Source organism: Methylocaldum sp. RMAD-M, from assembly GCF_017832375.1.
Classification (GTDB): Bacteria; Pseudomonadota; Gammaproteobacteria; order Methylococcales; family Methylococcaceae; genus Methylocaldum.
In genome coordinates, this window is the sequence record NZ_JAFIBZ010000009.1 from 23,076 (window position 1) to 49,562 (window position 26,487).

General features: G+C 56.9%; 25 protein-coding genes and 1 pseudogene. 18 read left to right on the plus strand and 8 right to left on the minus strand.

Annotation, left to right across the window (positions count from 1 at the left end; translation table 11 throughout):
* Positions 1-14: 14 nt before the first annotated feature.
* Entirely contained in the window at positions 15-1,385 is a 1,371-nt protein-coding gene (mpl, locus tag JOD69_RS10980) for a UDP-N-acetylmuramate:L-alanyl-gamma-D-glutamyl-meso-diaminopimelate ligase (protein WP_077732292.1), read from the minus strand.
* 26 nt (positions 1,386-1,411) lie between these two features.
* A complete protein-coding gene (locus JOD69_RS10985; protein WP_077732293.1) occupies positions 1,412-1,924 on the minus strand; it encodes an ankyrin repeat domain-containing protein in 513 nt (170 codons plus the stop codon).
* Between the two features lie 174 nt (positions 1,925-2,098).
* Here JOD69_RS10985 and apaG point away from each other — a divergent pair, with 174 nt between their 5' ends.
* From apaG to JOD69_RS11000, 3 genes are all read left to right on the plus strand, one after another.
* Positions 2,099-2,476, plus strand: a complete 378-nt coding sequence (apaG, locus tag JOD69_RS10990) for a Co2+/Mg2+ efflux protein ApaG (protein ID WP_077732294.1) — start codon at positions 2,099-2,101, stop codon at positions 2,474-2,476.
* Between the two features lie 3 nt (positions 2,477-2,479).
* A complete protein-coding gene (locus JOD69_RS10995; RefSeq protein ID WP_210023945.1) occupies positions 2,480-3,307 on the plus strand; it encodes a symmetrical bis(5'-nucleosyl)-tetraphosphatase in 828 nt (275 codons plus the stop codon).
* Positions 3,308-3,517: 210 nt separating this feature from the next.
* Positions 3,518-4,525, plus strand: a complete 1,008-nt coding sequence (locus JOD69_RS11000; RefSeq protein WP_139841112.1) for an AI-2E family transporter — start codon at positions 3,518-3,520, stop codon at positions 4,523-4,525.
* A 147-nt stretch (positions 4,526-4,672) separates the two neighbouring features.
* Here JOD69_RS11000 and JOD69_RS11005 read toward each other — a convergent pair whose 3' ends face one another.
* The 3 genes from JOD69_RS11005 to htpX all read right to left on the minus strand — a co-directional run bounded on the left by JOD69_RS11005 (position 4,673) and on the right by htpX (position 7,483).
* A complete protein-coding gene (locus JOD69_RS11005) occupies positions 4,673-5,512 on the minus strand; it encodes an HDOD domain-containing protein (RefSeq protein ID WP_210023946.1) in 840 nt (279 codons plus the stop codon).
* A gap of 28 nt (positions 5,513-5,540) precedes the next feature.
* Positions 5,541-6,512, minus strand: coding sequence for a folate-binding protein YgfZ (locus JOD69_RS11010; protein WP_210023947.1), 972 nt, complete (start codon positions 6,510-6,512; stop codon positions 5,541-5,543).
* 77 nt (positions 6,513-6,589) lie between these two features.
* The gene (gene htpX, locus JOD69_RS11015; RefSeq protein WP_205781108.1) at positions 6,590-7,483 is read right to left on the minus strand and encodes a protease HtpX; all 894 of its coding nucleotides are present in this window, start codon (positions 7,481-7,483) and stop codon (positions 6,590-6,592) included.
* Positions 7,484-7,615: 132 nt separating this feature from the next.
* Between htpX and JOD69_RS11020 the strand changes: the two genes are divergently transcribed.
* The 4 genes from JOD69_RS11020 to JOD69_RS11035 all read left to right on the plus strand — a co-directional run bounded on the left by JOD69_RS11020 (position 7,616) and on the right by JOD69_RS11035 (position 12,695).
* A complete protein-coding gene (locus JOD69_RS11020; protein ID WP_077732301.1) occupies positions 7,616-8,734 on the plus strand; it encodes a sorbosone dehydrogenase family protein in 1,119 nt (372 codons plus the stop codon).
* Between the two features lie 35 nt (positions 8,735-8,769).
* On the plus strand, positions 8,770-9,510 hold the full coding sequence (locus tag JOD69_RS11025) for a class I SAM-dependent methyltransferase (RefSeq protein ID WP_210023948.1): 741 nt from the start codon (positions 8,770-8,772) through the stop codon (positions 9,508-9,510).
* Positions 9,501-10,880, plus strand: coding sequence for a DNA repair protein RadA (gene radA / locus JOD69_RS11030; protein ID WP_346425855.1), 1,380 nt, complete (start codon positions 9,501-9,503; stop codon positions 10,878-10,880). The genes JOD69_RS11025 and radA overlap by 10 nt, the downstream gene beginning before the upstream one ends.
* A gap of 1,083 nt (positions 10,881-11,963) precedes the next feature.
* Positions 11,964-12,695, plus strand: coding sequence for a class I SAM-dependent methyltransferase (locus tag JOD69_RS11035; protein ID WP_077732536.1), 732 nt, complete (start codon positions 11,964-11,966; stop codon positions 12,693-12,695).
* Positions 12,696-12,974: 279 nt separating this feature from the next.
* Here JOD69_RS11035 and JOD69_RS25065 read toward each other — a convergent pair.
* From JOD69_RS25065 to JOD69_RS11050, 3 genes and pseudogenes are all read right to left on the minus strand, one after another.
* Positions 12,975-13,211, minus strand: a pseudogene (locus JOD69_RS25065) (transposase); the annotation flags it as partial.
* A 63-nt stretch (positions 13,212-13,274) separates the two neighbouring features.
* A complete protein-coding gene (locus JOD69_RS11045) occupies positions 13,275-13,655 on the minus strand; it encodes a PilZ domain-containing protein (protein WP_077732537.1) in 381 nt (126 codons plus the stop codon).
* A gap of 17 nt (positions 13,656-13,672) precedes the next feature.
* On the minus strand, positions 13,673-14,293 hold the full coding sequence (locus JOD69_RS11050) for an FHA domain-containing protein (protein WP_077732538.1): 621 nt from the start codon (positions 14,291-14,293) through the stop codon (positions 13,673-13,675).
* A gap of 313 nt (positions 14,294-14,606) precedes the next feature.
* Here JOD69_RS11050 and JOD69_RS11055 point away from each other — a divergent pair, with 313 nt between their 5' ends.
* The 11 genes from JOD69_RS11055 (at position 14,607) to rpsF (ending at position 26,435) form a co-directional block, all read left to right on the plus strand.
* Positions 14,607-16,013, plus strand: coding sequence for a sigma-54 dependent transcriptional regulator (locus JOD69_RS11055; RefSeq protein ID WP_210023949.1), 1,407 nt, complete (start codon positions 14,607-14,609; stop codon positions 16,011-16,013).
* A 110-nt stretch (positions 16,014-16,123) separates the two neighbouring features.
* The gene (locus tag JOD69_RS11060) at positions 16,124-17,341 is read left to right on the plus strand and encodes an ATP-binding protein (protein WP_245245566.1); all 1,218 of its coding nucleotides are present in this window, start codon (positions 16,124-16,126) and stop codon (positions 17,339-17,341) included.
* Positions 17,328-18,668, plus strand: a complete 1,341-nt coding sequence (locus JOD69_RS11065) for a sigma-54 dependent transcriptional regulator (RefSeq protein ID WP_077732540.1) — start codon at positions 17,328-17,330, stop codon at positions 18,666-18,668. The genes JOD69_RS11060 and JOD69_RS11065 overlap by 14 nt, the downstream gene beginning before the upstream one ends.
* 53 nt (positions 18,669-18,721) lie before the next feature.
* The gene (gene fliE, locus JOD69_RS11070) at positions 18,722-19,033 is read left to right on the plus strand and encodes a flagellar hook-basal body complex protein FliE (RefSeq protein WP_077732541.1); all 312 of its coding nucleotides are present in this window, start codon (positions 18,722-18,724) and stop codon (positions 19,031-19,033) included.
* A gap of 20 nt (positions 19,034-19,053) precedes the next feature.
* Positions 19,054-20,760 carry a flagellar basal-body MS-ring/collar protein FliF gene (gene fliF, locus JOD69_RS11075; RefSeq protein ID WP_077732542.1) on the plus strand — a complete coding sequence of 569 codons (1,707 nt, stop codon included), beginning with the start codon at positions 19,054-19,056 and terminating at the stop codon, positions 20,758-20,760.
* The gene (gene fliG, locus JOD69_RS11080; RefSeq protein WP_077732543.1) at positions 20,753-21,760 is read left to right on the plus strand and encodes a flagellar motor switch protein FliG; all 1,008 of its coding nucleotides are present in this window, start codon (positions 20,753-20,755) and stop codon (positions 21,758-21,760) included. Before fliF ends, fliG begins: the two co-directional genes overlap by 8 nt.
* The gene (fliH, locus tag JOD69_RS11085) at positions 21,747-22,454 is read left to right on the plus strand and encodes a flagellar assembly protein FliH (RefSeq protein ID WP_086134754.1); all 708 of its coding nucleotides are present in this window, start codon (positions 21,747-21,749) and stop codon (positions 22,452-22,454) included. Before fliG ends, fliH begins: the two co-directional genes overlap by 14 nt.
* Positions 22,451-23,812: a flagellar protein export ATPase FliI gene (fliI, locus tag JOD69_RS11090; RefSeq protein ID WP_077732545.1), complete on the plus strand. Its 1,362-nt coding sequence runs from the start codon at positions 22,451-22,453 to the stop codon at positions 23,810-23,812. The genes fliH and fliI overlap by 4 nt, the downstream gene beginning before the upstream one ends.
* 44 nt (positions 23,813-23,856) lie before the next feature.
* Complete coding sequence (gene fliJ, locus JOD69_RS11095; RefSeq protein WP_086134755.1) at positions 23,857-24,312, plus strand: flagellar export protein FliJ; 456 nt, start codon at positions 23,857-23,859, stop codon at positions 24,310-24,312.
* A 64-nt stretch (positions 24,313-24,376) separates the two neighbouring features.
* Positions 24,377-25,750 (plus strand): flagellar hook-length control protein FliK, encoded by a 1,374-nt coding sequence (locus JOD69_RS11100; protein WP_086134756.1) that lies wholly within the window; start codon positions 24,377-24,379, stop codon positions 25,748-25,750.
* A gap of 274 nt (positions 25,751-26,024) precedes the next feature.
* Positions 26,025-26,435 carry a 30S ribosomal protein S6 gene (gene rpsF, locus JOD69_RS11105; protein ID WP_086134757.1) on the plus strand — a complete coding sequence of 137 codons (411 nt, stop codon included), beginning with the start codon at positions 26,025-26,027 and terminating at the stop codon, positions 26,433-26,435.
* Positions 26,436-26,487 lie beyond the last annotated feature (52 nt).

The window sequence follows — 26,487 nt, forward strand, 5'->3', positions numbered from 1 at the left end:
GCGCGGTGCGTACATTACATAGCCGCGCGCAAAGCGTCCTCGACCTTTTTGTGAATCCCGCCGAAGCTGCCGTTGCTCATGAAAACCAGATGGTCGCCGGGGCGGGCGTCTTTCGCCAGTCGCTCCACGATTGAATCCAGCGAGCGGCATACGCTAATGTGTTCGGCTCCCTGAATTGCCTGCTCGGCGTCCCAACCGAGGTCTTCGGGTTGGAAAATGATGGATTGATCGGCAGCCTTCAAGGAATCGGCAAGCGTATCGGCGTGAACGCCCATGCGCATGGTGTTGGACCTGGGTTCCAACACGGCGATGATGCGGGCGCTGTCGACACGCGCGCGCAAGCCTTCGAGCGTCGTGGCGATGGCGGTGGGATGGTGGGCGAAATCGTCGTAAAGGGTGATTCCGTCGATGCGGGCGCGTACTTCCAGTCGGCGTCTGACATTCTTGAACATGCTCAACGCGGCCGCGGCCTCTTCGGGGCTTACGCCGGCGTGGTGGGCTGCGGCGATGGCGGAAAGCGCGTTCATAACATTGTGGCGGCCGGTCAGGCTCCATTCCACGACACCGCTGGGCCGTCCCTGGTGGTAAAGCTGGAATTGGCTGCCGTCGGGTGCCAACAGAGCAGCACGCCAAACGGCGTTCTCGGGATTTACTTCCAAAGTCGTTTTCTCGACCGGCGTCCAGCAACCCATTTGCAGGACTTCGGCCAGGGTTTTGTCCGTCTCCGGAGCGATGATGAGCCCGTTTCCCGGAATGCTGCGTATCAAGTGGTGAAACTGCCGCTGGATTGCGGCGAGGTCGGGAAAAATGTCGGCGTGGTCGAATTCCAGGTTATTGAGAATCGTCGTGCGCGGCCGGTAATGGACGAACTTGGAACGTTTATCGAAAAAAGCGGTATCGTACTCGTCGGCTTCGACGATGAAAAACCGGCCGTCGCCCAGACGCGCGGACAAGCCGAAATTGAGTGGGACGCCTCCGATCAGAAAGCCGGGCTTGAGTCCCGCGCTTTCGAGTATCCAGGCGAGCATGCTCGATGTGGTCGTTTTGCCGTGCGTTCCGGCCACGGCCAGCACCCAGGAGTTCTTCAGCACATAGCAATAAAGCCACTGCGGACCCGACGTGTAGGCGAGTCCCCGATTGAGCACCGCTTCTATTTCCGGATTGCCGCGGGAGATGGCATTGCCTACCACGACCAGGTCGGGCGCCGGGTCCAGATTCTCCGGGCTGTATCCTTTCATGAGCGCGATTCCTTGCTCCTCGAGCTGGGTGCTCATGGGGGGATAAACGTTTTGGTCGGAGCCGGTGACGTGATGGCCCATTTGTTTGGCCATGATCGCCAAACCGCCCATAAATGTCCCGCAGATGCCCAAAATATGAATGTGCACGATCCTGTCCTCTTAGGTTCGGTCCGTTATTTCTTGACGTTGTCCGGGTTTTTGTTCGCGGACGTTCCGTCATCCGTTTTGCCTTCCGAGACGGGTTTAACCATCGCGGCTTGTTCCAATATCGCTGCGATCCGCATATGCCCGCTTTTCTTGGCTCGATCGATAAGCGTGAGTCCTGAATTTTCTTTTGCGGAAACGTCCGCTCCGCCGGCGATCAGCGCCCTGACGGCATCCTCGTAGCCTTGCGCGGCAGCCTCCATGAGCGCGGTCACCCCGCGCTGGTCCGCTGCATCGGGATCGGCGCCGAAACTCAAAAGCTTTCTGATCACGCGGACATTGCCCGAAAATGCCGCCGCCATCAGCGGCGTGCGGCCGGCGCCGTTTTTGCCGTTGACGTCCGCGCCCTGGGCGAGCAGCGAATCCAGCCGTTCCAGCTGCCCGGATGCGGCCGCGGCGAACAGTGCCTGATTCGGATCTTCCGCTTGCAGAACGGTTGTCGACGCGAGCAGGGCAAGAACGAGCATGGCTTTTTTTAACATAGCGAAAACCGGTTTGGTCCGAAAGACATTCTTTAAAATTGCCGAGTACTCCGGAACGCGCCGCGCGACTCCATGGTGATCCAGCTCGTCGGCGGTTGCGAAAGGTGCTTGAAGAACTCTCTTCCGTTTAAACTATCGGCAAAAAAACAATCGTCTGTAACCATAGTCCAAGCCATGAACAACAAGTATCGTATCGATATCGACGCCGTAACCGATTATCTGGAAGCCGAATCCTCCCCGGAGACGAACCGCTATGTGTTCGCCTATACCATCACCATCCGGAACGCCGGCGACGTGCCCGCGAAATTGGTATCCCGGCACTGGATCATCACCGATGCGCACGGAAAGATACAGGAAGTCCGCGGGGAAGGGGTAGTGGGTGAACAGCCTCATCTTTCTCCGGGCGAATCCTTTCGCTATACCAGCGCCGCCATGATCGAAACGCCGGTGGGCACGATGCGAGGCGAATATCAAATGATTGCCGATGACGGTGAGCATTTCGATGCCGAAATACCGTCGTTCACCCTGGCCATTCCGCGAACCTTGCACTGATCGATGGCGATATACGCAATTGGCGACGTACAGGGTTGCTTCGCCGAGCTTCAACGTCTTCTGGACCAGATCCGTTTCGATCCGGCTGAGGACCGGCTCTGGTTCACGGGCGATTTGGTCAACCGCGGCCCGCAATCGCTGGAGACTCTACGGTTTATCCGATCCTTGGGGGACAGGGCCGTTACCGTGCTCGGCAATCACGACCTGCATCTTCTCGCCGTGGCACACGGCGTGTCGAGGACAAAGCGCAAGGACACGTTTTCCGATGTCCTCACCGCTCCCGATCGCGACATCCTCATCGATTGGTTGCGCCGCCGTCCGTTATTGTTTCGAGACGGAGCATTTTACTTGATTCACGCCGGTTTGCCGCCCCAGTGGAGTGCGGAGGATGCAGAACGTTATGCCAAGGAGGTGGAAAGCTGTTTGCAGGGCGATGATTTCGTTGAGCTGTTTCGGCATATGTACGGCGATCAACCCGATCTTTGGACAGAGACCTTGCAGGGATGGGACAGGCTGCGTTTCATCACCAACTGTTTTACGCGCGTTCGGTACTGCGACCGCTACGGGCGTACCGATTTCAAGGAGAAAGGCGGTCCCGGGACGCAACCGTCTCATCTGATGCCTTGGTTCAAGGTGCCGGGACGGAAAAGCGCCGGGGCCGAAATCGTTTTCGGCCATTGGTCGACCTTAGGGTTTTATGCCGACGATGATGTTTACGGGATCGATACCGGCTGCCTGTGGGGAGGGGAGTTGACGGCGCTTCGACTCGACGGGGAAAAGAAACGCTTCTGCGTATCGTGCCGCGAAGGCGGCTATCAGAAGCCTTCGTAGGGCGCATTAGCGCTAGCGTAATGCGCCGATTGGAACGGCGGAATACGCGAGTACGCTATTCCGCCCTACATGAGCTTCTGAGTATCGCAATGTTTTTGGGCATATAGCTTCAGCCAAACAGGCAGGTTTGACGGAAAAGGAACCGCCTCTATCACGTCGGGGAGACTAACCATCGACAGAGTTCTGCGCTTTATCACGCTAGGCGTCTTTTTGACCGTACTGGTGTTCTTGATCTTCCAGGTCATGAGCGCTTTCCTGCAGCCGATCGGCTGGGCCGTGATCTTGGTTTATGCGACATGGCCTCTCCACGTTCGCCTAACGCGCTTGTTGGAAGGACGGAGCAGCCTCAGTGCGCTTACCATGACTTTGCTTTTGGCCGCCTTGCTGATCATTCCGTTTATCGGCCTGACCATTATTCTTCAGGCCGAAATGGTCGAGTTTTTCCAGCGACTCCCCGCCTGGCTGGACCAGAAACCGGAGTTGCCCGAATGGTTAAGCAAGATTCCCATTCTCGGCGCCGAGCTACAGTTCATATTCGATCAATTCGAGGACTTGCAGGGCTTGATGCGCCGGTATGTATTGCCTTGGCTGACCGGACTTTCCGGTAGAGTCGTGGGCATGTTGGAAGGCGTCGGCTACCTGGGCGCGAAGCTTTTCTTCACCGTATTCTTGATGTTTTTCGTTTACCGCGACGGGCACCGGTTGATTTATGAGGTGCGTCAAGGGTTGTTGCTGGCTCTGGGCGAACGCGCCGACGAGTACCTTTCCACCACAGAAGTGACCGTCAAGGCGGTCGTTTACGGCATTGTACTGACGGCTATAGCCCAAGGCGTCATGGCCGGAATAGGGTACTGGATTGTCGGCATCAGGGCGCCGGTCCTTCTCGCCGCATTTACCACGTTTTTCGCGCTGATCCCTTTCGGCACGGTAGCGGTCTGGATTTCCGCAAGCCTGTGGCTGATGCTGAACGGAGACTATTGGGCCGGAGCCGTGTTGTTCCTCTGGGGAACCTTGGTCGTGAGTTGGATAGACAACCTGGTCCGCCCCCTGGTCATCAGCCGCACCACCCGCATTCCGTTCGTGGTCGTAATGTTCGGGGTCTTGGGCGGGTTGGCCAGTTTCGGGTTCATAGGTTTATTCGTGGGACCGGTGATTCTGGCCGTGGGCATGGCGGTATGGCATGAATGGCTGGAGTCCGCGCCGCGTTATCAGCCTTGAGTCGAATCGCCTAGCTATGGCGGACTCGCCGGCGAAAGATTGCCGGCCTACGAAATTGTGTCGCCATGTAGGTCGGGAATCCTTTCCCGAGGCAAAGCCGGTCGACAAACGGGTTTGTCGGCAAAGGATCGCCGACCTACTTTGTGCTTACGCAAACAGTTGCTGTGCTTCTTCGACCTCGACGGCGACGCCTTCGATTTCCAGGACTTCGATTTCGGGATCGAGCCCGAGCTTGGTGAAGGCCGGGACTCCCGAAAGGTCGACATCGGGCGCTGCCTTCGTGCCCATCACGCTTTCCAGATAAGCGACCTGCACCAGATCCACATAATCCGGCACGGGGTTGCCGCTTCTCTCGAAATCCCTATATTCCCAGGCCGCACGACTCAAACTGTCCGGGAGCCCCCAAGTTTCCATGATGATTTTGCCGATCTGCGTGTGCAAATTCTCGAGGTGGTTTTCCAGCACCGCATCATCTTCCAATAGTTCGGAAAACTTTTCCGCCAACGCGAGGATCGGCAGTTTACCGATCTGATGAACAAGCCCGGCAAGCATGGCTTGGTCGGGATCCAGCGGACGGGCGCGCAGCGCCAAAGCGCGGCTCACGGCGGCGACATTGAGACTGTGTTGCCAAATGTCGTGAAAACGGCTTTCCAACAACAGGGAAGTGGGTTTGAAAACTTGCTTCATCGCCAAATTCATCACCAAGCTGCGGATGGTGTTATGTCCCATTCGGGTGATGGCGGCTTGAAGATTGTCGATTTTCTGCCTGGCCCTGTAGAGCGGACTGTTGGCGATTTGCAGGAGCCGCGCGGAAAGCGCCGGATCGGACGAAATCGTTTTTGCTATCTCGGCATCCGACGCGTTGTCCTTGTTGATCGCTTGGCGAACCTTGAGGGCGACTTCCGGAATCGTGGGCAATTGCAATTTATCGTTCTCGATCGCGGCTTTGATGTAATCGAGAAAGACCTGCTCGTTTCTTAGGTCCATATTTGACTGAACTCTATCCGCATTATTGTTATGGAACGTCGAAAGTATAGGGCAAAGTCAGAAACTCGGCGGCCGGACCGTCGGGTCGAAAGAGCCGGAGATCGGCATCTGGAGCGCGGTCGAGAGGCAGAACCGCCAGCAATTGAAAACTCCGCTCCGCTTCAGGCGCCGCAGCGACGACTTGCCCGACCCGCTGCCCATCGGCTTCGCCGGACTGATAGAGCGGATCGCCGGGCTTGGGCTCGTGCTCGCTGATCGTTCGAAGACGAAACATCCGTCGTTTCAGGTGCCCGAGAAAGTGCGTCCGTGCCACGACCTCCTGCCCGGTATAGCAACCCTTGCGATAGCTGACGCCGCCCAGAATATCGAGATTGAGCATCTGCGGGAGGAATTCCTCGCTGGTCACCTGCGTTTCGCTCGGAAGACCGTCTTCGATTTCCTTCAAGCGCCACGCACCGGAACTGACCAGGCTGTAATCCGATGACGACAGGAGACCTTCCCAGAGTCGCTTGGCGGTCTCGTTCGGTGCGGCAATCAGAATGCGCGCGGAGCTTTGGTCGACGCGGACCGCCAGCACGTCGCCGCCCTGGCCATCGAGAAGCCCGGAGCCGGGCCGGAAAAGCCCGATGAATCCCCAGTGCGGCGTCAGATTTTCTATGGAAACTTTCGAGCGCAGCACATACATGCGAAGGCGCTTGTGTATCGCCTCCACCAAATCGGCCGGCACAAAGAGGTAATAACCTTCGACGCGGCGAAGGACACGGAAGCTCGCTATGACGCGGCCCTTGGGATTACAAAAAGCTCCGAGCCCGGATTCGTCGAACCCAAGGCTGGCGATATCGCAAGTCGATTGGCCTTGCAGAAAAGTCTCCGCATCGACGCCGGAAACCCGCAACAAGCCTAAATCGGCCAAACCGCAAAACGCCGATCCTTCGCCCTTTGCCCGAAAATCGGCGGTAGCCTCGCTTTCGCTCAGTAGGTCCGACCATTCGATGCTCATGGATGTAGTCCCGTGGTCAATCGATAAAAAAGCCCGCCCGGATGGGGTTCTCGGGCGGGCGGCAAGGGCGCTTTACGTTAGCGCAGATTCTGCAGAGCGGCGATACGCTCCTCCAGCGGAGGATGGCTCATGAAGAGTTTCTTGAAGCCGTAGCCTAAACCGCCGTTGATTCCAAACGCAGCGAACTCGCCGGGCAAATCTCTATGGTCATGGGCTCGCTGCAAGGCCCTCAGGGCTCCGATCATCCTGTTCTGACCGGCCAGGCGCGCGCCGCCGGCATCGGCGCGAAACTCGCGCCAGCGGGAGAACCACATGACAACCATCGTCGCCAGAATGGAGAGGAATATTTGCGCCACAATTTGCGTCAAATAATAGGCCGGTCCATACCCGCCACGGTCATCTTCCGAGCGGAACACCACCCGGTCGATGAGATGGCCCGCGATGGAGGCGAAGAAGTAGACGAACGTATTCACTACGCCCTGAATAAGGCCCAGGGTGACCATATCGCCGTTGGCCACGTGACTGATCTCGTGTCCCAAAACGGCTTCCACTTCATCGGCATTCATGTGGTGCATAAGACCGGTGCTGACGGCGACGAGAGCATCGTTCTTGTTCATGCCGGTCGCGAACGCATTGGGCTCCGGGGAATCGAAAATCCCTACCTCGGGCATGCCGATGCCGGCCTGCTGCGCGTGGCGCCGGACAGTGTCGACCAGCCAGCGCTCGGTTTGATTGGTCGGTTGCTCGATCACGTAGACGCCCATGGATTGTTTGGCCATCCATTTGGACATCATCAGCGAAATGAAGGAGCCGCTCATGCCGATGATGGCGGACATCAGGAGCAAGCTGTCGAGGTTCAGATGAACGCCGCGCTGGGTGAGAAAGTTGCCGAGCCCCAAGACATGGAAAATGATGCTGATCAGAAGCAGTACCGCGGCGTTAGTGAGCAGAAAGAGAAATATGCGCATGATTGTCGGTCACCTATGGAAATCGTGGGTGTTACCATATTTGGAGGCGAAGCATTAAAAATCAAGTCGTTCGCCGTAAACACAATTTTGCCCTCCAAGCCTTTCATGAATCTTTCAGCTCATTGAGGGAGACGTATGGACGTAAGAGAACATTCTTGGCTGAAGCTCGCGGCGTGTGCGCTCGGTTTGACGGTCTGCGCCGAAGTCCGGGCCGAAGCGCTGTTGAGCGAGATCAAGCTCCCTCCCGGTTTTCGAATCGCGCTCTACACCGATCAGACGCCCAACGCCAGGTCTTTGGCTTTGGGGAACGACGGTACCGTATATGTAGGCAGCATGGAGGAGGGCAAGGTTTACGCAGTGCGCGATCGGGACGGCGATGGCAAAGCCGATCAGGTCCAGGTGCTGGCCGAGAACTTGAACATGCCGAACGGCATCGCTTATGTCGATGGCGACCTGTATGTTGCGGAGATTCCGCGCATTCTGAGGTTCAAGGACATCGGGCGGCAGGTATCGAACCCACCCAAGCCGGAGATCGTCTTCGACCGCTATCCCGAGGATGTGCACCACGGCTGGAAATATCTGCGAGTGGGACCGGACGGGAAGCTTTATGCCCCCGTGGGCGCTCCCTGCAATGTCTGCCTTTCCGAAAAAGACATTTACGCGACGCTGACGCGATTGGACAAGGACGGCTCGAACTTCGAAATTTATGCTCGCGGCATCCGCAATACCGTCGGTTTCGACTGGCATCCGGAAACGAAAGAACTGTGGTTGAACGAGAACGGACGCGACTGGATGGGCGACGACGTGCCGCCCGATGAGCTGAATCATGCGCCGAAACCGGGGCTGCATTTCGGATTTCCGCATTGCCATGGCAAGGACATCGTCGATCCGTCTTTCGGCAAAGGGAAATCCTGCGCCGAATTCGAGTCGCCCGCGTGGACGTATCCGGCCCACGTCGCACCGCTCGGCATGCGCTTTTACACCGGCAAGCAATTTCCGGCCGAATATCGGGGCCAGCTTTTCGTCGCCCAGCACGGTTCATGGAATCGAAGTGCGCCCGTCGGCTATCGGGTCGTGATGGTCGAATTCCGCGGGGGAAAACCCGTCAACGACAAGATTTTCGCGGAAGGCTGGTTGCGGCCCAACGGCGAAGTCCTCGGCCGACCGGTGGATGTCTTGGAAATGCCCGATGGAGCGCTATTGGTATCGGACGATAAGGCCGGGGCGATTTACCGCATTGTTTATCGACCGTGAACCGATGCTTAATTTGTAACTCTTAATGATCGATCATGAATGAAGTGACTGCTGAAAAACTTTTTTCCGGCCCGATCGGGGAAGAATACGAAATGCTAAAGCGGATTTGTCCCGCGGCGGCCGACATGAGCCGGCGAGTCGGCGAGTTCGTGGCCGGCTGGACGCCCAAGGTTTCGACGGAATCGTTAAATTTGCTTGAACTCGGCTGCGGCACCGGCGTGACGACTATGAATCTCATCCGCGCACGATCCGATGCGATGATTACTGCGGTCGACAACGAATTCACCATGTTGAGCCAAGCGCGTCGGAATCTGGCCGGCGTTTTGGAGCATGGACGCCTGCGACTGGTCGAAAACGATGCTCTGTCCTATCTACAGGGAGTGCCGTCGGCAAGCATAGACGTCGTCGCCTCGGCCTATACGCTGCACAACTTTCTGAATGGCTATCGTGTCCGAGTGCTCGAAGAAATCTTTCGCGTTCTAAAGCCGGGAGGGGTATTCGTCAACGGCGATCGCTATGCCCTGGACGATTCCCTGACCCATCTGCAGTCGACTCAGGAGGAGGTAAGGCAATACTTCCGTACGTTTACCGAGCTTAACCGCATCGACCTTTTGGAACAGTGGATCGTTCACCTTTTCAGCGACGAATCTCCCGATCACGTCATGCCTCTCGATAAGGGTTTGGGCGCCATGCGCGAGATCGGCTTCGATGCGGTGACGGTGCATTTTCGGCAGGATGTGAACGCTTTGGTCAGCGGGGGTAAACCGTGGCCGTAAGCCGTACCAAAGACCGGAAGATCGTGTTTCGCTGTACCGAGTGCGGGCACGCTCAAACCAAGTGGTCCGGACAGTGTCCGGCCTGCAATTCCTGGAATTCGATGGTGGAAGGCGTGGAGGATCGGGTGGCGCCGTCCGCCTCGCGCTTCTCGGGCTATGCAGGGGCCTCCGAACGCGCGTCTCCCGTCTCGCTCGCGGAGGTCGAAGCGGAAGAAATTTTCAGAACGCCGACCGGCATCGAAGAATTCGACAGAGTCTTGGGCGGCGGACTGGTCACAGGTTCCGCCATCCTGATCGGCGGCGATCCCGGTATCGGCAAATCGACCCTCTTGCTGCAAACCCTCGCTACCTTGAGCGAACGCCAGCGGGTGCTCTATGTGACCGGCGAAGAATCCATAAGGCAGGTAAGCCTTCGCGCCAAGCGGCTGCAACTGTCTTGCGCCGGCGTGCAGATCATTGCCGAAACCTCGCTGGAGCGGATCTTGGCCGTTGCATCGGAGGCCCGGCCGGACGTTCTGGTCATCGATTCGATCCAAACCACGTTCAGCGAAATTCTGCAATCGGCGCCGGGCTCCGTGGCTCAGGTGAGGGAGTGTGCTGCACAATTGGTTCGATATGCCAAGCAGACGCCGACGACCGTATTCCTCGTCGGTCATGTCACCAAGGAAGGCGCCCTGGCGGGCCCCCGCGTGCTGGAGCACATGGTGGATACCGTGCTTTATTTCGAGGGCGATTCGAGTAGCCGGTTTCGGGTTATTCGGGCGTTCAAGAACCGCTTCGGCGCGGTCAACGAGCTTGGCGTATTCGCCATGACCGAAACCGGGCTCAGAGAGGTGCGCAATCCTTCGGCGCTATTCTTGTCGCGCGGCGAGGAAGACGCTCCCGGCAGCGTCGTGATGGTGATGCGCGAAGGCAGCCGGCCTCTTCTGGTGGAAGTTCAAGCCTTGGTCGATGAGTCCCATTCGCCGACACCGCGCCGGGTCGCCGTGGGCATGGAACAAAATCGGCTGGCCATGCTGTTGGCGGTGCTCCATAGGCACGGTGGAATCCCTTTGTTCAATCAGGACGTTTTCGTCAATATGGTGGGTGGGCTGCGCCTTACCGAAACCGCGGGCGATCTGGCGGTGGCCTTGGCGGTCGTGTCCAGCTACCGGGACCGTCCCATTCCGAAGGACTGGGTGGTATTCGGGGAATTGGGACTCAACGGCGAGGTCAGGCCGGTTCAAAACGGCGAGGAAAGGCTCAAGGAGGCCGCAAAACACGGGTTCACCCATGCCTTGGCGCCCGCCAAGAATGTCGCGAAAGGGGGAATCAAGAATTTGGAGATCGTGCCGGTAAGAAGTCTGCGCGATGCCCTGGCCGCGTTGTGATCGAGAACGATGCGGCTCGTGCCGGACCATCCCTGTCCGCACACTGGGGGCTGTTCCGCCGTGCAGATCGGCACAAATTCTCCAGGAGAGAATTGGGACGCGACGCGCCCGGTAGGGTGGAAAACAGGGATACTTTTCATCAATCCTGCCGATTTGTCGTTCCTCACTTCGTCCTACCGGCTGACCTCACCAAGATACTATTAACCCGGCCTATAAATATAGGCCGGGTTAATCCGGGGCAGGGATGCCCCGGCGCGGCGACAAGCCGCGTGAGCCCAGGCCGGGCGTGTACCGGCCTGGGCGGCGGCCCGAAATACCAGGAGGGTATTTACGGGCCTGATTAATAACGAACGCTCCTAGAGCCGAGGAGTTCCTTTGCTTTCTCAGGAGAACCGGCTTAAAGCAGATCATGGGTGGAATTCATTAGTTCCCGAAATCTGCGATTCAGCACGTAGCCTGGATGGAGTGAAACGGAATCCAGGAGGAGTGGTCGATGAACGAGACGGCATAAGCCCTGGATGCTACTTCGTTTCATCCAGGCTATGCTTGCTCTCAGCGTTTCCTCGACCGGCGGTTCGCCGCTGTTCTGGTGCTCCGGCAGGATTGGCAATTTCCGAAAAGACCGGACCGTCTCCTGCCGGCTCGCCATAGCGCTAGCCGATTTGGGAAACGATGCGCCCAGGGAGGTAGGCTGTCAATGTCGGACATTGCGAGTGTAAGAGTAAACCAGCCCATATCCGAGGCCGGTATCGACTCAGTCGATCAAGCACTACCGAAGCCGGACGGTCGGACTTTTGCAATTCGCTTCAGATTTCTTTATGCGGCGCGGCTTGGCAAAACGCAAGGAGTCGAAATCAAAATCAAGCATAAAAAAACCTGACCTGACCACACTCCTGTAGCCCAGCTCGAAACGGACGATTTTAAAGCCGTCAGTCCGAGAAAAACCGATATCCGGATTATTCAGATTTCCCGATTAAACACTGAATTTGACGCGGCGAAAGACCTCATATATTGTCCGGGTTCAGATTCAATGTCGGTTTTTGGAGGCGATTTCACATCGGGCAACTACTTAGGAGTGACAAAATGGACCTGATTCAGAGTCGAGAAAAAGAGTGCGAAGTAATCGTAGACTACATCAAGGCACAATCGACTTCCGCGAAGCCGCTGGAGATACTGGAAGCGGGTTGTGGCCGGAGATGGCAATTGAATCTTAACGGGGTCGAATATGTATTAACCGGCGTTGACCTCGACGCAGCCGCGCTAAAGATGAGAAAGGACGATATCGGCGATCTCGATATAGCGGTTGAAGGAGACCTACGCTCGGTACAACTTCCCGAGCATCACTACGATGTGATCTACAGCTCGTATGTCCTCGAGCACATTAAGGGCGCAGAGCAGGTACTAAACAACCTCAGCCGATGGGTCAAGCCCGGCGGAATCATCGTTATTCGCATACCAGACCCCCATTCCGTTCATGGGTTTATAACCCGCATGACACCGCATTGGTTTCATGTGCTTTATTACCGCATTTTCCTGGGTTTCCGGAACGCTGGCAAACCGGGCTATGAACCCTATCCGGTTCATTACGATCCGGTGGTTTCACGGCGCGGCATATGGGACTTTTGTAAGAAAAATGACTTTACCGTCCTAGCGGAATACGGCGACGGCTACATGAGACCCGGCAAAGGTGTCTTTCGGCTGCTGATCCACTCCGTAAAGGTAGTAGGCAGCATTTTGTCCTTTGGCGCCCTTAGCTCCAGGTACAGCAATCTTCTGTACATTGTGCAGAAACAGCAGGCGGCGCAGCCGATCTGAGTAGGCCGGACTTTCGTTAGTGGCCGCAGATTTGTGGATGTTTACTTAGACGGCCGAAACCCGACGTCAGATAAAAAACTGACCGTACGGCGTGCCCCGGCTTGAAAAGAAGATTTTCATAGTCGCTGACTCACGAAAAATCCATATCCGGCTTATTCTGGTTTTGTCAATCAGCCGCCAAAATGACGCCAAGGAAGGCGTTGATATGGTCCGGTTCCCAATTCGATTTTAGTTTTCCGGGGCCGACTTTTCGTCCGACGTCTAGTACTACAGCCGCAGTTATGGTGGATGACCGCGACAGCGGCGTCGGTAATGGCACTGCCGGCGCTCCACTGATGCCGGTGCCACCAGCTTGACTAGGCCAAGACGTGTCTGGCTGTTCTCGATGCGACCGGCTGTGTCGCTGTATTGCCGCTTCACGCCAACCGAGTGGATGCCATTCTTCAGAGAGCCCGTCTCGTCCACCATCAGCACCGCCTCCGGGTCGGCCAACGGTTTCACCAGGTAAGCCCTCATGGTGGCCTCCTCAGTCGATTACTATGCCTCTTAGACCAACAACTGCGGCTGTAGTACAGAGGGTTAATGGTCCGAGCTCGACGCCAGCGCCTGTAAATCTCGCTCGAGCAGTTCCTCGTCGCCCAAATTGAGTTCGACCAACCTCTTCAGCGCGGAAATGCTGTCCAGATCCGTACGTTGGCACACGAGGCCGATCTTCGTTCCGCTGCGGTGGGCTAAGGAAACGCCCATCAAGATGCGAACCGTCCCGCTCAGATCGATGCGAAGTTCGTAGATATAGTCTGGATCAAGGGGCCGGTCCGCATCGAGCTCGATCAGACAGCCCTTGAGCGAAAGGTCCAGGATTTTGCAGGGAAAGCTGTCATCTTTATGAAATAGCGTGGCGGGCGCGTCATGAGCTATACGATGAAAATGGCGTTTTTCCGAACGCCTGATGCTGGACATTAAGCAGCTCCGTGCGGTTACTCTTGAAAGAATTGCATTAGGGATTCATTGACCTTGATGAGATCGCCGTCGTTCAAGAGCACGGCCTGATCCTTTACGGGCTTGTCGTTGATGGTCAGCGAGGTGCCGTCCGCCAAAGGCGAAATAAAATACCCGCTCTTGCGCTTGGCGATGATGACCACGCCGGAGCCTTCTTTTCCGAGACGAACCAAAGATTTCTTCAATGGTATCACCAGCCCGATCTGCCGTCCGTTCAACACCTGCAAGCTGCCATTGAAAAATTTGGCATCGGCGTCTGTCCAGACTTCCGGTTCCGACTCGGCGTCCGCTTGCCTCTCCGATCTGAAGATCTCTTCCTTGGTGAAGAAAATCACATGTTTGCCGACGGTAATTCGGTCGCCGTGACCGAGCGCATGTTCGGCGATCTTTTTGTCATTGACGAAAACAGGAAACTCGCTATCGACTTCGCGAATGATATTTTGTTCGGGCGTGGACTCGATAATCGCGTGTTGGGGCGCAACGGCCAGACTATCGATATGCAAGAGATTGGACGGATCGCGACCTATGCTGATCTCGCCCGGCCTAAGCGTGATGGCCTGGAGTGACTTGCCTCTGAATGTGAGCGTTAATTTGGCCATTAAAAAGCTCGCCTTGATACATAAAGTCGATTGTTGTCAAAAGTATACATGCTATTCCCTTGTCTCGTTCGCGTCACGTTAATATTTGTGTCGCTAATCGGCGACTCGGCTTTTTTCAAATAAATAAAAAATAGCTTATATCGCTATTTCCCGCTCGCTGAATTGATGCATTTCGATGTTCGCCTAAAAAACGTTCTGTTGACGACGATATTTTGACGGCTAAACTTTCAAGCCGTTTGTTGTTGCATATTTACCATACCATCCGAACCGGTCGACTCACGTTTCAGGGTCGGGCCATTGGAGAGCAAACTAGATGGGCTTGCGCCGAATTTTATTACTCCAAAGCGATAGCGCCTTGTTGACCGAACTGAGGATTATTCTTAGGTTCCTTGATTGTGAGGTCATCGCATGCGATTTGGATACCCTCAGAGACGAAACTGAACCGGAATTCGACGCAATCTTCGTCGGCGTGGACGACGACATCGAAAAGGTGATTTTGCGGATCGTGGAGCTTTACAGGCAAGCGCCGCTTGTCCTAGTAATGGATAAGTCGCCGACAAGACCTTTGCCGGCCGGGTTGGAAAACAGAGCTTCCGCCGTATTGGCCTGGCCGACCAATCACGCTGCTTTGAGCGCCTGCCTCGAAAAGATCAGCCGGGGAGCGCCGGAAGTGGTCAACGTCCGCCCTTCGGAGTTGTTCCGCAGTTTGACCGGCGCCAGCGCAGCCGTCCAACGCACGCGCAAACTCATTCAGCAAGTCGCTCCGTCCGACGCAACGGTTCTGATCTTAGGCGAGTCGGGCACCGGCAAAGAGGTTATCGCTCGCAACTTACATTATTACTCCGCCCGCCGAAGCAAGCCGTTCGTACCCGTGAATTGCGGCGCCATACCGGGTGAGCTGCTGGAAAGCGAGCTTTTCGGTCACGAGAAGGGCGCTTTCACCGGGGCGCTCAGTTCCCGCCAAGGACGTTTCGAAATGGCCGAAGGCGGCACGCTGTTTTTGGATGAAATCGGGGACATGCCCCTGTCGATGCAGGTAAAGTTGCTGCGAGTCTTGCAGGAGCGCTGCTTCGAGAGGGTAGGCAGCAATAGGACCATTCAGTGCGACGTACGCATCATCGCGGCGACTCACCGCAATCTGGAAGAGGAAATCGGCCGGAACCGATTTAGGGAAGATCTTTATTACCGTCTCAATGTCTTTCCGATCGATGTACCGTCGCTGCGCGAGCGACTGGAAGACGTACCGACTCTGGTCGAGGATCTTACCGCCCGTCTCAAAGCCGAAAAGCGGGGAGACATGCGGCTTACGCCGGCCGCTCTTCGGGTTTTGCAGCGGTACCATTGGCCAGGAAACGTACGTGAACTGGCCAATTTGATCGAGCGTCTGGCGATATTATTTCCAAACGGCGTCGTCGATGCGGCAGATTTGCCGGAAAAATTCCAACAGTATGTCAAACCGGAAGACGCCACGCTCAGGCGCGAGCCGAACGCCGAAAGTGTATCCGCTACCGATGGACTCGTCCTTGCCCGCTTGCCGGGAGAAGGTTTGGACTTGCGCGAGCATTTGAACAATCTGGAATGCGAGTTGATCAAGCAGGCCCTGGACGAGTGTAACGGCGTCGTGGCCCACGCCGCCAATCTTCTCAAAATGCGCCGCACGACTTTGGTCGAGAAGTTGCGCAAATACGGCTTGCGGGGAGAAGAGACGACGGTAATTTGACGTCCCTCCAAAAGGAGGCCGTCCAAGCCATTGTTTTTATGGGGCAACAAAGTGGCACTTTGATTGCTTCTCGCCGGTCAGGTTCAACTTTTACCGGACTCGGCGCTCCCTTGGTCAACCAAATTTTCGACAATGCCCAGCGCTTGCAGGATGCCTTCCAGGTATTCAATGCGCTTTCTGAGAATCTGACCCAGTCCTACCTCGACCTCGAAGCCCAGGTCGCGCGTCTCAGCGAAGAGCTCGCGGCTGCCCGAAGCGAGCGACTGAAAACCTTGGCCGAAAAAGAGTTATTGGCCAACCGCCTACAATTACTCCTGAAGACTCTGCCGGGCGGCGTGGTCGTGATCGACGGTCGCGGTCTGATCGTAGAGTACAACCCGGTTGCCGGGCTGTTTCTCGGCGAACCGCTTTTGGGACGGATGTGGCGCGACGTCCTGAATGCCTTGCCGATCGTCGAAAACCCCCACCAAAGACTCTTGCCCGATGGAAAAACCATAAGCCTTACCCTCAGCCCGCTCGGCGATGAACCGGGGCAAATCGTGCTCCTTACGGACGTAACGGAAATGCGCTCTCTCCAGGAGTGGGCGGATCATCAAAGGCGACTCTCGGCACTGGGGGAAATGGTGGCGAGCCTTGCCCATCAGGTGCGCACGCCTTTGGCAACCGCGCTGCTCTACGCCTCTCATCTCGCAAAATCCGATCTTGACGTTTCCCACCGCTCGAAATTTGCAGCCAAGCTGACCGAGCGGCTCCACCACTTGGAGCGTCAGGTCAACGATATGCTGACCTTCGCCCGGATGGGAACCTTGGCCAAGGAGCGGTTTTCGATCAGCGAGCTCATGACCAAGCTCATGGAAAACTGTGAGCCGTTGATGCAGGGCAAACCGATACGTTTCACGGTTGCCAACCGGTCCGACGAAGACGATCTGCACGGCAACGGCGACGCGCTCCTGGGCATACTGATCAACTTGGTCAGCAACGCCGTGGACGCCGTGGGCGGCGAGGGCAGCGTAACGGTCGTGGCGGATCGGCGCGAGCCTCGATATCTGGACATCAGCGTGTCGGACAACGGTCCTGGGATAGCCGAAAACATCAGAGCACGGATTTTCGAGCCGTTTTTCACAACCCGAGCCAACGGCACCGGACTCGGGTTGGCGATCGCCGAATACGTGGTCAAAGCGCATCTCGGGCGAATCTGGTGCGAATCCTCGGAGGGTTTTGGTACGACCTTTCGTATTCGACTGCCTTTAAGTCCTGGCGGCACGCCTTTGCCGGGCAACTTTTCCGGCCGTGCCGCCTTTATGGGAGGAGATGATGCAGCAAACTGACATTTTGATCGTCGAAGACGACCCCTCCTTGTCGGAGGCCTTGACGGATACTTTGGAAATCGCCGGTTATCGGACCATGGCCGCAGGGGATGGCGCGGAGGCGCTCGCCAAATTGGCAGAGTCGCAGGTAAGACTGGTGATCAGCGACGTGCAGATGCCTAAATTGCACGGACTGAGCTTGCTCGAACGCATCAGAGCGGACTATCCGGATGTTCCGGTCCTCCTCATGACCGCCTACGGCACTATCGAAAATGCGGTTCAAGCGATGCAGGCAGGAGCCTGCGACTATCTGGTCAAGCCCTTTGCGGCGGAAACCTTGGTCGAGCAGGTATCGCGACGTATCCTGCCGAAGCCGGAGAAAACAGACGGACGAGTGGCGGAAAGCCCGGCGATGAAAAAGCTGCTAGGCTTGGCGGCACGGATCGCGAAATCCGACGCAACGGTGCTCATTCAGGGTGAGAGCGGAACCGGCAAGGAAGTTCTGGCTCGCTATATCCATCAGAGTTCCCTTCGGCACGAGGGCCCTTTCGTGGCCATAAACTGTGCCGCGATCCCCGAAAACATGCTCGAGGCGGAGCTTTTCGGCTACGAGAAAGGCGCTTACACCGGAGCGGTCCAAACAGTGCCTGGGAAACTCGAAATGGCTCAAGGCGGCACCGTGCTGCTCGATGAAATATCCGAGATGAACCTGCCCCTGCAGGCGAAGTTGCTCAGGGTTCTCCAGGAACGCGAAGTCGAGCGTCTCGGCGGACGCAAGCCGCTCGCACTGGATATCCGCATATTGGCGACCACCAACCGGAATCCGAAAGAATGGATCAGCCGCGGGCTTTTCAGGGAAGACCTTTATTACCGCTTAAGCGTCTTTCCGCTGACCATCCCGCCGTTACGGGAACGGAAGGAAGACATTGTTCCGCTGGCGGAAGCCTTTGTCCGGCGTCACTGGCGTAGCGGCAAACCGTTACCTGAACTGAGCAAGGAAGCGGCCGATCGGCTGTCGGCCTACCGATGGCCGGGTAACGTGCGGGAGTTGGACAACTCGATTCAAAGAGCCTTGATACTCCAATCCGGCGGTCGCATCGCGCCCGAAGATCTGGTGTTCGAGGATGATCTCTACGGCAGCGACGGAATTTCGCCGGAGCCCGATTCATCCGCCGCCGACTCGCTGATGGGCGGCCTGCGGACCCACGAGGAAAAAATCATTCTGGATACGCTGAAGGAGCAGAACGGCAGCCGTAAATCGACTGCGGAGCGGCTGGGAATCAGCGAACGGACGCTCCGCTACAAGCTTGCCAAGATGCGCGAAGCCGGCCATCTGGCGGCCGTATAACGTTGGCGCGGATCATGCATTTATGGGCGTAGTGACAAAAAACGGGCATTACCATGAGCGAGCTCGATATCAATAAGGTTCTCACACAAATGCGCATCATGCGGGATCAGGCCCGCAGCACCGCATTGCCTACCGATAACGCGGTCGATTTTGGCACTTTGCTCAAGGATTCGATCGACAAGGTCAACGAAACTCAGCAGCAAGCCAACAAATTGGCGGAAGCGTTCGAGTCCGGCGCGACCGATGCCAATCTGTCGGAAGTGATGATCTCGCTGCAGAAAGCCAGTCTGTCGTTCCAGGCCATGGTACAGGTCAGGAACAAGCTTGTGGAGGCTTACAAGGACGTCATGAACATGCCCATGTAGTCCGGAAACGATAGCGCCAGATGGAACTCAGTCAAAGCGAAAGCAAAAACCTGGTGCCGGGCGGGCAAGCCGCGGTCGTCCAAAGCGAGAAATCGTCGCCGGTCCTCAGGACCTGGATGCGGATGCCGCGCGGCCGACAAATCGGCTTGATCGCCGCTCTCGCGTTCACGGTGGCGACGGCGATCGCCGTGCTGCTGTGGGCTAACAAAACCGAATATGCAACCTTGTTTTCCAACTTGGAGGAAAAGGAGGGCGGAGAAATCGTCGAAGCGTTGCAAAAACTCAACATACAACACCAGATCCAGCCGACGACCGGCGCCATATTGGTTCCGGCCGATCAGGTCCATGCGGTGCGATTGAAACTGGCCGGGATGGGGTTGCCCAAGGAAAGCGGTACCGGCTTCGAACTGTTGGAAAAACAGTCGGGTTTTGGCGCTAGCCAAATGGTTGAGGGCGCGCGGTATCAACGCGCTTTGGAGGGAGAGATTGCCCGTTCGATCACCACCATTCGGAATGTCAAATCGGCCCGCGTTCATCTGGCATTGCCGAAAGAATCGGTATTCGTGCGGCAAGCTAAAAAACCCAGTGCTTCCGTTATGGTCGAATTGCATTCGGGACGCGGCCTGGAGCCGGGACAAGTGGAGGCTATCGTCCATCTGGTGGCGTCCAGCGTGCCGCAGTTGGAACCCGGACAAGTTACGGTCGTCGATCAGCGGGGGCATCTGCTCAATGCCAAGGACAACGGCAATGACCTATATCCGAACGCCAAGCAATTCGACTACAAAAAGCAGGTCGAGGAGCATCTCATCGAGCGTATCGAAAACATCTTGAGCCCGGTGGTCGGCAGGGATGGGCTTCGCACCCAGGTCACCGCTGATATCGATTTCACCGTCACCGAGCGCACTCAGGAAGTCTACAACCCGGACCTGCCCGCCTTGCGCAGCGAACAGACCAACGAGGAACAAAACAAAGGCTCGGCAGTGCAGGGCGTGCCAGGAGCCCTGTCGAATCAGCCGCCGCCTGCCGGTATCGCGCCTGAAACAACTGGCGCAGCGCAACCCGGGCAAAACCCTTCGGAGCCTCCTCTCAGCACCGTCAAAAGCGCTACCCGAAATTACGAACTGGACAAGACCATCAGTCACTCCCGTCTAGGGGCGGGTGTCATCCGCCGCATCACCGCCGCGGTGGTAGTCGACTATCAGCACGTTCCACAAGGCGATAATGGGGTGACTCTCCAACCCTACAGCGAGGAAGATCTGACTCGTTTCGCCAATCTGGTGAAGGAGGCCGTAGGGTACGATGCCGCGCGCGGAGACCGGGTTACCGTAACCAACGCGGCCTTCCGCAGCGAGATCGAAACTTTGCCGGTTGCGCCGGTTTGGGAGCAGGATTGGTTTTGGTCGATCGTCAAGCAAGCGGGAGCAGCGCTAATCGTGCTCGTGCTGGTCTTCGGCGTACTTCGTCCGGCGGTGAAAGGCCTAGTGGGACGAGGCGAATCGTCCGGCGCCGATGCGAATGACATAGCGGATTCGGCTACTAAAGATGGCGCGATCGTCGATGCCCGCGAGCCACGCGAAATCTCAAAGGAGAACGAGGACGAAGAGCTGTTGATGCTGGAAGCGCCCGAAAGTCATGAAAAGCGCGTGGTTTTCGCGCAGAGGGCAGTGGATCAGGATCCAAAGCGCGTCGCGCAGGTCATCAAGAACTGGATGAACGTGAATGGCTGAAGCAGAGTCGAGCAGATTGGACGGGCCGCAGAGGGCCGCGCTGTTCTTTCTGACGGTCGGGCAGGATAGGGCGGCGGAAGTGCTCAAGCACATGTCGCCGAAAGAGGTTCAGCAAATCGGTGCGGCCATGGCTGAGCTTCGCAACATCACCATGCCAATGGTGGAAGACGTCCTCGGGAAATTCGTGGACGATATCCGCAACCAGACCGCCCTGGGCGTGAATTCGGAAGAATATATCCGCAATCTCCTTACCCAGGCCTTGGGAGCCGACAAGGCCAGCAGCGTTTGTGACCGTATCCTGTTGGGCCGCAACAGCAAGGGCCTGGAACAACTCAAATGGATGGACCCACGCGCCATCGCCGATCTGATCCGGCTCGAACACCCGCAAATCATCGCGATCATCTTGTCTCTATTGGACAGCGACCAAGCCGCGGAAACCCTCGGCTATCTCCCTGAACGGGCGCGGCCGGACCTCATCATGCGCGTGGCTACGCTCACCGGCGTACAGCCGGCGGCCCTTCGCGAGCTTGACGACATCATGGAAAGACAGCTGAGCGGGAATGCGAATGTCAAATCGTCGACACTCGGCGGCATCGAAACCGCGGCCAATATTCTCAATTTTATCGAGAGCACCGTCGAAGCCTCGATCATGGAGCAGATCAGCGAAGTCAATCCGGACCTCAGCCAAAAGATCCAGGACAAGATGTTCGTATTCGACGATCTGGTCGATATCGATGATCGGGGCATCCAGACCTTGCTTCGCGAAGTGTCGACGGATTCGTTATTGCTCGCGCTGCGCGGCGCCGATGACGCGCTGAAAGAAAAGATTTTCAGCAACATGTCGCGCCGGGCGGCAGAGATGTTGCGCGACGATTTGGAGGCCGCGCCCCCGGCCCGCTTAAGCGAGGTGGAGGCCGCACAAAAGGATATTCTAGCCATTGCAAGGCGCATGGCGGAGGCCGGCGAACTCTCGTTAGGCGGTAGCGATGAGCTCATTTAAAGGCTTCTCCGCAGAGGAGCTCGCTTCACTCGAACCGTGGAAGCTGCCGGTCATGGGCGAACCCGAAGAGGAATGTCCCGTGGTCGTGGTCGAGGAGGAAACGGACTATCCGGCGATGCCCACGGCGGAAGAAATCGAAGCGATGCAGAAGCAAGCTTACGAGGAAGCCCGCGCCGCTGGATTCAAAGAGGGTTCGGAGCAAGGCTATCGGGACGGCCGCGAAGAAGGTTACCGCCAGGGATACAACGAAGGACGCGTAAACGCGGCGTCTTTGGCCCAGCGCTTACAGGAATTGATCGACTGCTTGAGCGAACCGCTGGCCGAAGTGGGCGATCGCGTCGAGCAGGAACTGGTCGCGTTGGCGATTGCCGTCGCGAAGCAGCTCATTCGGCGAGAGCTGAAAACCGAGCCCGGCGAAATCATTGCCGTGGTGCGCGAAGCCATGGCAATCCTTCCATCCAGTGCGCGGAAAATAGCGCTTCACTTGCATCCGGACGATGCGGAGCTGATTCGGTCTACACTCGCGCTGGACGAATTGGGGCCACGCTGGAAGGTCGTCGAAGATCCGCTCTTGACCCGTGGCGGCTGCCGGGTAACGACCGACACGTCTTACATCGACGCCACAGTCGAAAAACGCCTCGCATCGACAATCGCACGTTTATTCGGCGGCGAACGGGACGAGGATCGGTCATGACCAATCTCGCTCCGGCACCTAGACTCAAGGAATTGTGGGCCGCGAAACTGGCCAGTTACCGCGCGCGTCTCAACGAGCCGCCGGAATTGCTGGTGGAAGGCAAGCTGAGCCGTATGGTCGGCCTCACCCTTGAGGCAGTCGGCTGCCGAGCGGCCGTCGGAGCTCGTTGCCTGGTCAAGACAGCGCATGGAAACGGCGTGGAAGCGGAAGTTGTCGGTTTCGCAGGAGAGCGGATTTATTTGATGCCGACCGGCGATATCCAGGGTTTGGAGCCGGACTGCCGGGTCATACCGCTGACCAAAACCTCTTCCGTGCGAGTGGGCTTCGGTTTGCTCGGACGGGTGTTGGACGGGGCCGGCAAGCCATTGGACGGCAAGGGGCCTGTGCAGAGCGATTGCTCGATGCCGCTGACCGGGAGCGCGATCAATCCGCTGGCGCGGAAGCCGATCCGCGAGCCCTTGGATGTCGGGGTCCGCGCAATCAACGCCTTGCTCACTGTCGGCCGGGGACAGCGGCTCGGATTGTTTGCGGGAACGGGCGTTGGCAAGAGCAATCTGCTCGGCATGATGACCAAATACACGAATGCCGATGTAGTGGTGGTGGGCCTGATCGGCGAGCGGGGCAGAGAGGTTAACGAGTTCGTGCAGAAAATTCTGGGCGAAGAAGGACGCGCCAAGGCCGTCGTAATCGCAACCCCGGCGGATTACCCGCCTTTAATGCGAATGCACGGCGCTTTGTTGGCCACGAGCATAGCCGAGTTTTTTCGCAATCGAGGTCTCGATGTCCTGCTCTTGATGGATTCGCTGACCCGCTTTGCGCAGGCGCAACGCGAGATCGCTCTGGCGATCGACGAGCCGCCCGCCACCAAGGGCTATCCTCCCTCGGTATTCGCAAAACTGCCGCAACTCGTGGAGCGGGCGGGAAACGGGAACGAAGGGGAAGGGTCGATCACTGCCTTCTATACCGTGCTCGCCGAAGGCGACGATGCCAACGACCCCATCGCCGACGCGGCGCGCGGAATACTGGACGGCCATATCGTGCTGTCGCGTGCCTTGGCTGACTCCGGGCATTATCCTGCCATCGATATCGAAGCCTCGATCAGCCGCGTGATGACGGACATTGCCGATGATCGGCATATGCAACTTGCCAGGCGTCTAAAACGCCTATACTCCCTCTATCAACAAAATCGCGATCTGATCACCGTGGGGGCCTATCACAAGGGATCCGATCCGCGTATCGATGAAGCCATCGCCATGAATCCAGGCATCATGAGTTTTCTGCAACAGGATCTGCACGAGGCGGTCGGCTTCGAACGAAGCCTCGACGATTTGGAAAAATTATTGGGCGCATCCGCGTAACGACATCCGGCATGCCTCACAACTTCAGAAAACGGGACTAAGGTATGAAACGATCGAAGCGCTTGAGCCCGGTTTTGGAGCTCGCCGAATCACGGGAGAAACAAATGGCTCAAATTTTGGGGGAAAGCCAAAAAAAGGTGGAATCCGCGCGGCGAAATCTCGATAGTCTCATGACGTTCCGCGACAATTATTCAGCCCAGTTTCAACGATCCGGAAACGCGGGCCTCGGAACTCGTCAGTTGATCGAGTACCGGATGTTTCTGGCCAAGATCAATACCGCAATCGCCGACCAAGAAAAGGCCGTTCATGCGGCGCAAGCAGAGCTTCAGAATCGCCAAGCCGAATGGGAAGCGGCGCGCAAGCGAAGTCTGGGCATCAAGAAAGTTTTCGAGCATTCGCTTAGGGAAGAGACGCGCATGGAGGAAAAGAAACAGCAAGCGGAGCAGGATGAGAGAGCGGGCCGCCGCTCAAGCGGCGGCACCTTGACCGTATTCATATGATTTCGATTCAGCATTCTGGCATTCGATTTGCTGACCATGGTCATGCGAACTCGGAATTTATGACATGAACATCAATACTTCTATTACTTCAGTGTCGGCCGCGCCGACTTCCATTCTTGAATTGGTCCAGCTTGTCGGCAATACCTCGCCGGAAAGCAAAGCGGACCCGGCCGCCTTTCTCGCGGCGCTGGTCAGGCAATTTGAAGCGATGAAGGGGAACACAGGATCCAATGGGACCGGAGAAAGTCCTGAAATCGCCGCCGCGGAAACGAACGAAACAGGCGCGGATCCGCTGCAGGAGCTTCTCCAGTATGTATCCAATCTCGAAGCATTTTCCGATCGGCAGTTCCAAGACTATTCGGGTGCTGAAGTGCCCGGCGGCAACGGCTTGCCGGCGGAAGGCAATTCGTTGCCTAAGACCGTGCCGCCTGATGAGGATCTGGAGTCTGAAAACGAAAACCGTGCGGCCGATTCGCTGTTGGCGGCACTCGCCGCCCATGGGATTCCGTTGACGTCCTCTCAACAGGCGGAATCTTTAGGTTCTGAGAGTGCAGAAGCATTCACCTCGCAGGACGAACTCATTCATACGAGCCAAGAGCTCCGGACCAGCGAGTTAGCCGATCATGGTGAATCCCGTTCGGACGACAACCTTGGCGTAGGGCTGCGCGGCGAGCAATTCTTCTATCAATCCCAAGGCGAAGAAAAGGGGTTGACGCCTGCAGAAAAGAGCTTATCCGGAATGGCGTCATCTGGAGTCGAAGAGCCGGATGCGCTCCTGGCGCAATTGCTTACCGCTGAATCGGACGGTCAGGATTCGACCAAGCGTGGAGCCGGTGAAAGTCTCTTTTCGCAGTTCGACAAGTACATGTCACCGCCGACCGCCGTTCCCGCCGAGGGAGTCCAAAACTCGATCGAGACCGGTTTTCCGTTACAAGCGGTTCCTTCGGCATCTCAGCTCACCACGGTTGTTGCCAACGATTCGATACCGGCATTGGATAAGCCTTTGAATCAAGCTGGATGGCAGGAAGGACTGGGAGAACGCATCCTATGGATGACCGATAAAGGTCTGCAGACGGCCGAAATCAGGCTCAATCCTGCACACTTAGGACCTCTGGAAATCCGTATCCAGATCGATCAAGACCAAGCGACGGTCCATTTCGCGACCCATCACGCTTCAGTTCGGGAGGCCATCGAGGCCGCTGTACCCAAGCTACGCGAAATGCTCGGCGCTCAGGAGATTGCGCTGGCCGACATCAATGTAACGGCTCCGTCGGGATTGTCCGATGAAAGAGGGCAGCCCTTCGATTTCAATCAACAGTCAAGTTTTGGCGATCGGAGCCAGCCTTTTTCGGAGCATGTTTCGACTCAAGAGGAAAATGGCCCCACAGACTCAGATCGAGGCACGGCGGTTAACGGCTTACTCAACTTATACGCATGAATCTTATTGTGCCTTTGCCGTTACGCAACAAAGAAGGCCGAGTGTCGGTTGTGGGGACGTCGGCTCGGCTCAGAAAAATGTCGAGAATCCGATCCGTAATGCCGATCGATTCAAAGTATATTCACGGCTATCGTTCTCTCTCACAGCAATTCATTGACTTGTAAGCTCACGGCGATCGCATTACAATCGCTCGTTCTGGTTGGCGGCTCAAAAGGCCGCCACTCCTTGCCTTACCGTCGTGTGCGGAAGGCTGTTTAACCCATAAGGAGCATACATGCGACATTATGAGATCGTTTTTATGGTTCATCCGGACCAAAGCGCGCAAGTCCCCGCCATGCTGGATCGTTATCGCACCATGATCGAGTCCAGTGATGGAAAAATCCATCGCCTGGAAGACTGGGGGCGTCGCCAATTGGCCTATCCCATCAATAAGGTTCATAAAGCACACTATGTGTTGATGAACATCGAATGCGACCAGCAGACCCTTGATGAACTGGAGAGCGGGTTCCGCTTTAATGATGCCGTTTTGCGCAGCTTGACGGTTCGTCGTGAAGAGCCGGTAACCGAACCCTCGCCGATGGCAAAAGCCGGCCAGTCCGAACCCGAAGCGGAACGAGGCGAAGAAGTCGCCGCGAACGCCGACGAAGAGGGTGGCGACGAAGCCGAGGCTTCATCGGATACCTGAGGCTGCAAGCCAGTTTCAGGTCGCGTACGACAACCTTAATCAAGAAATAGGT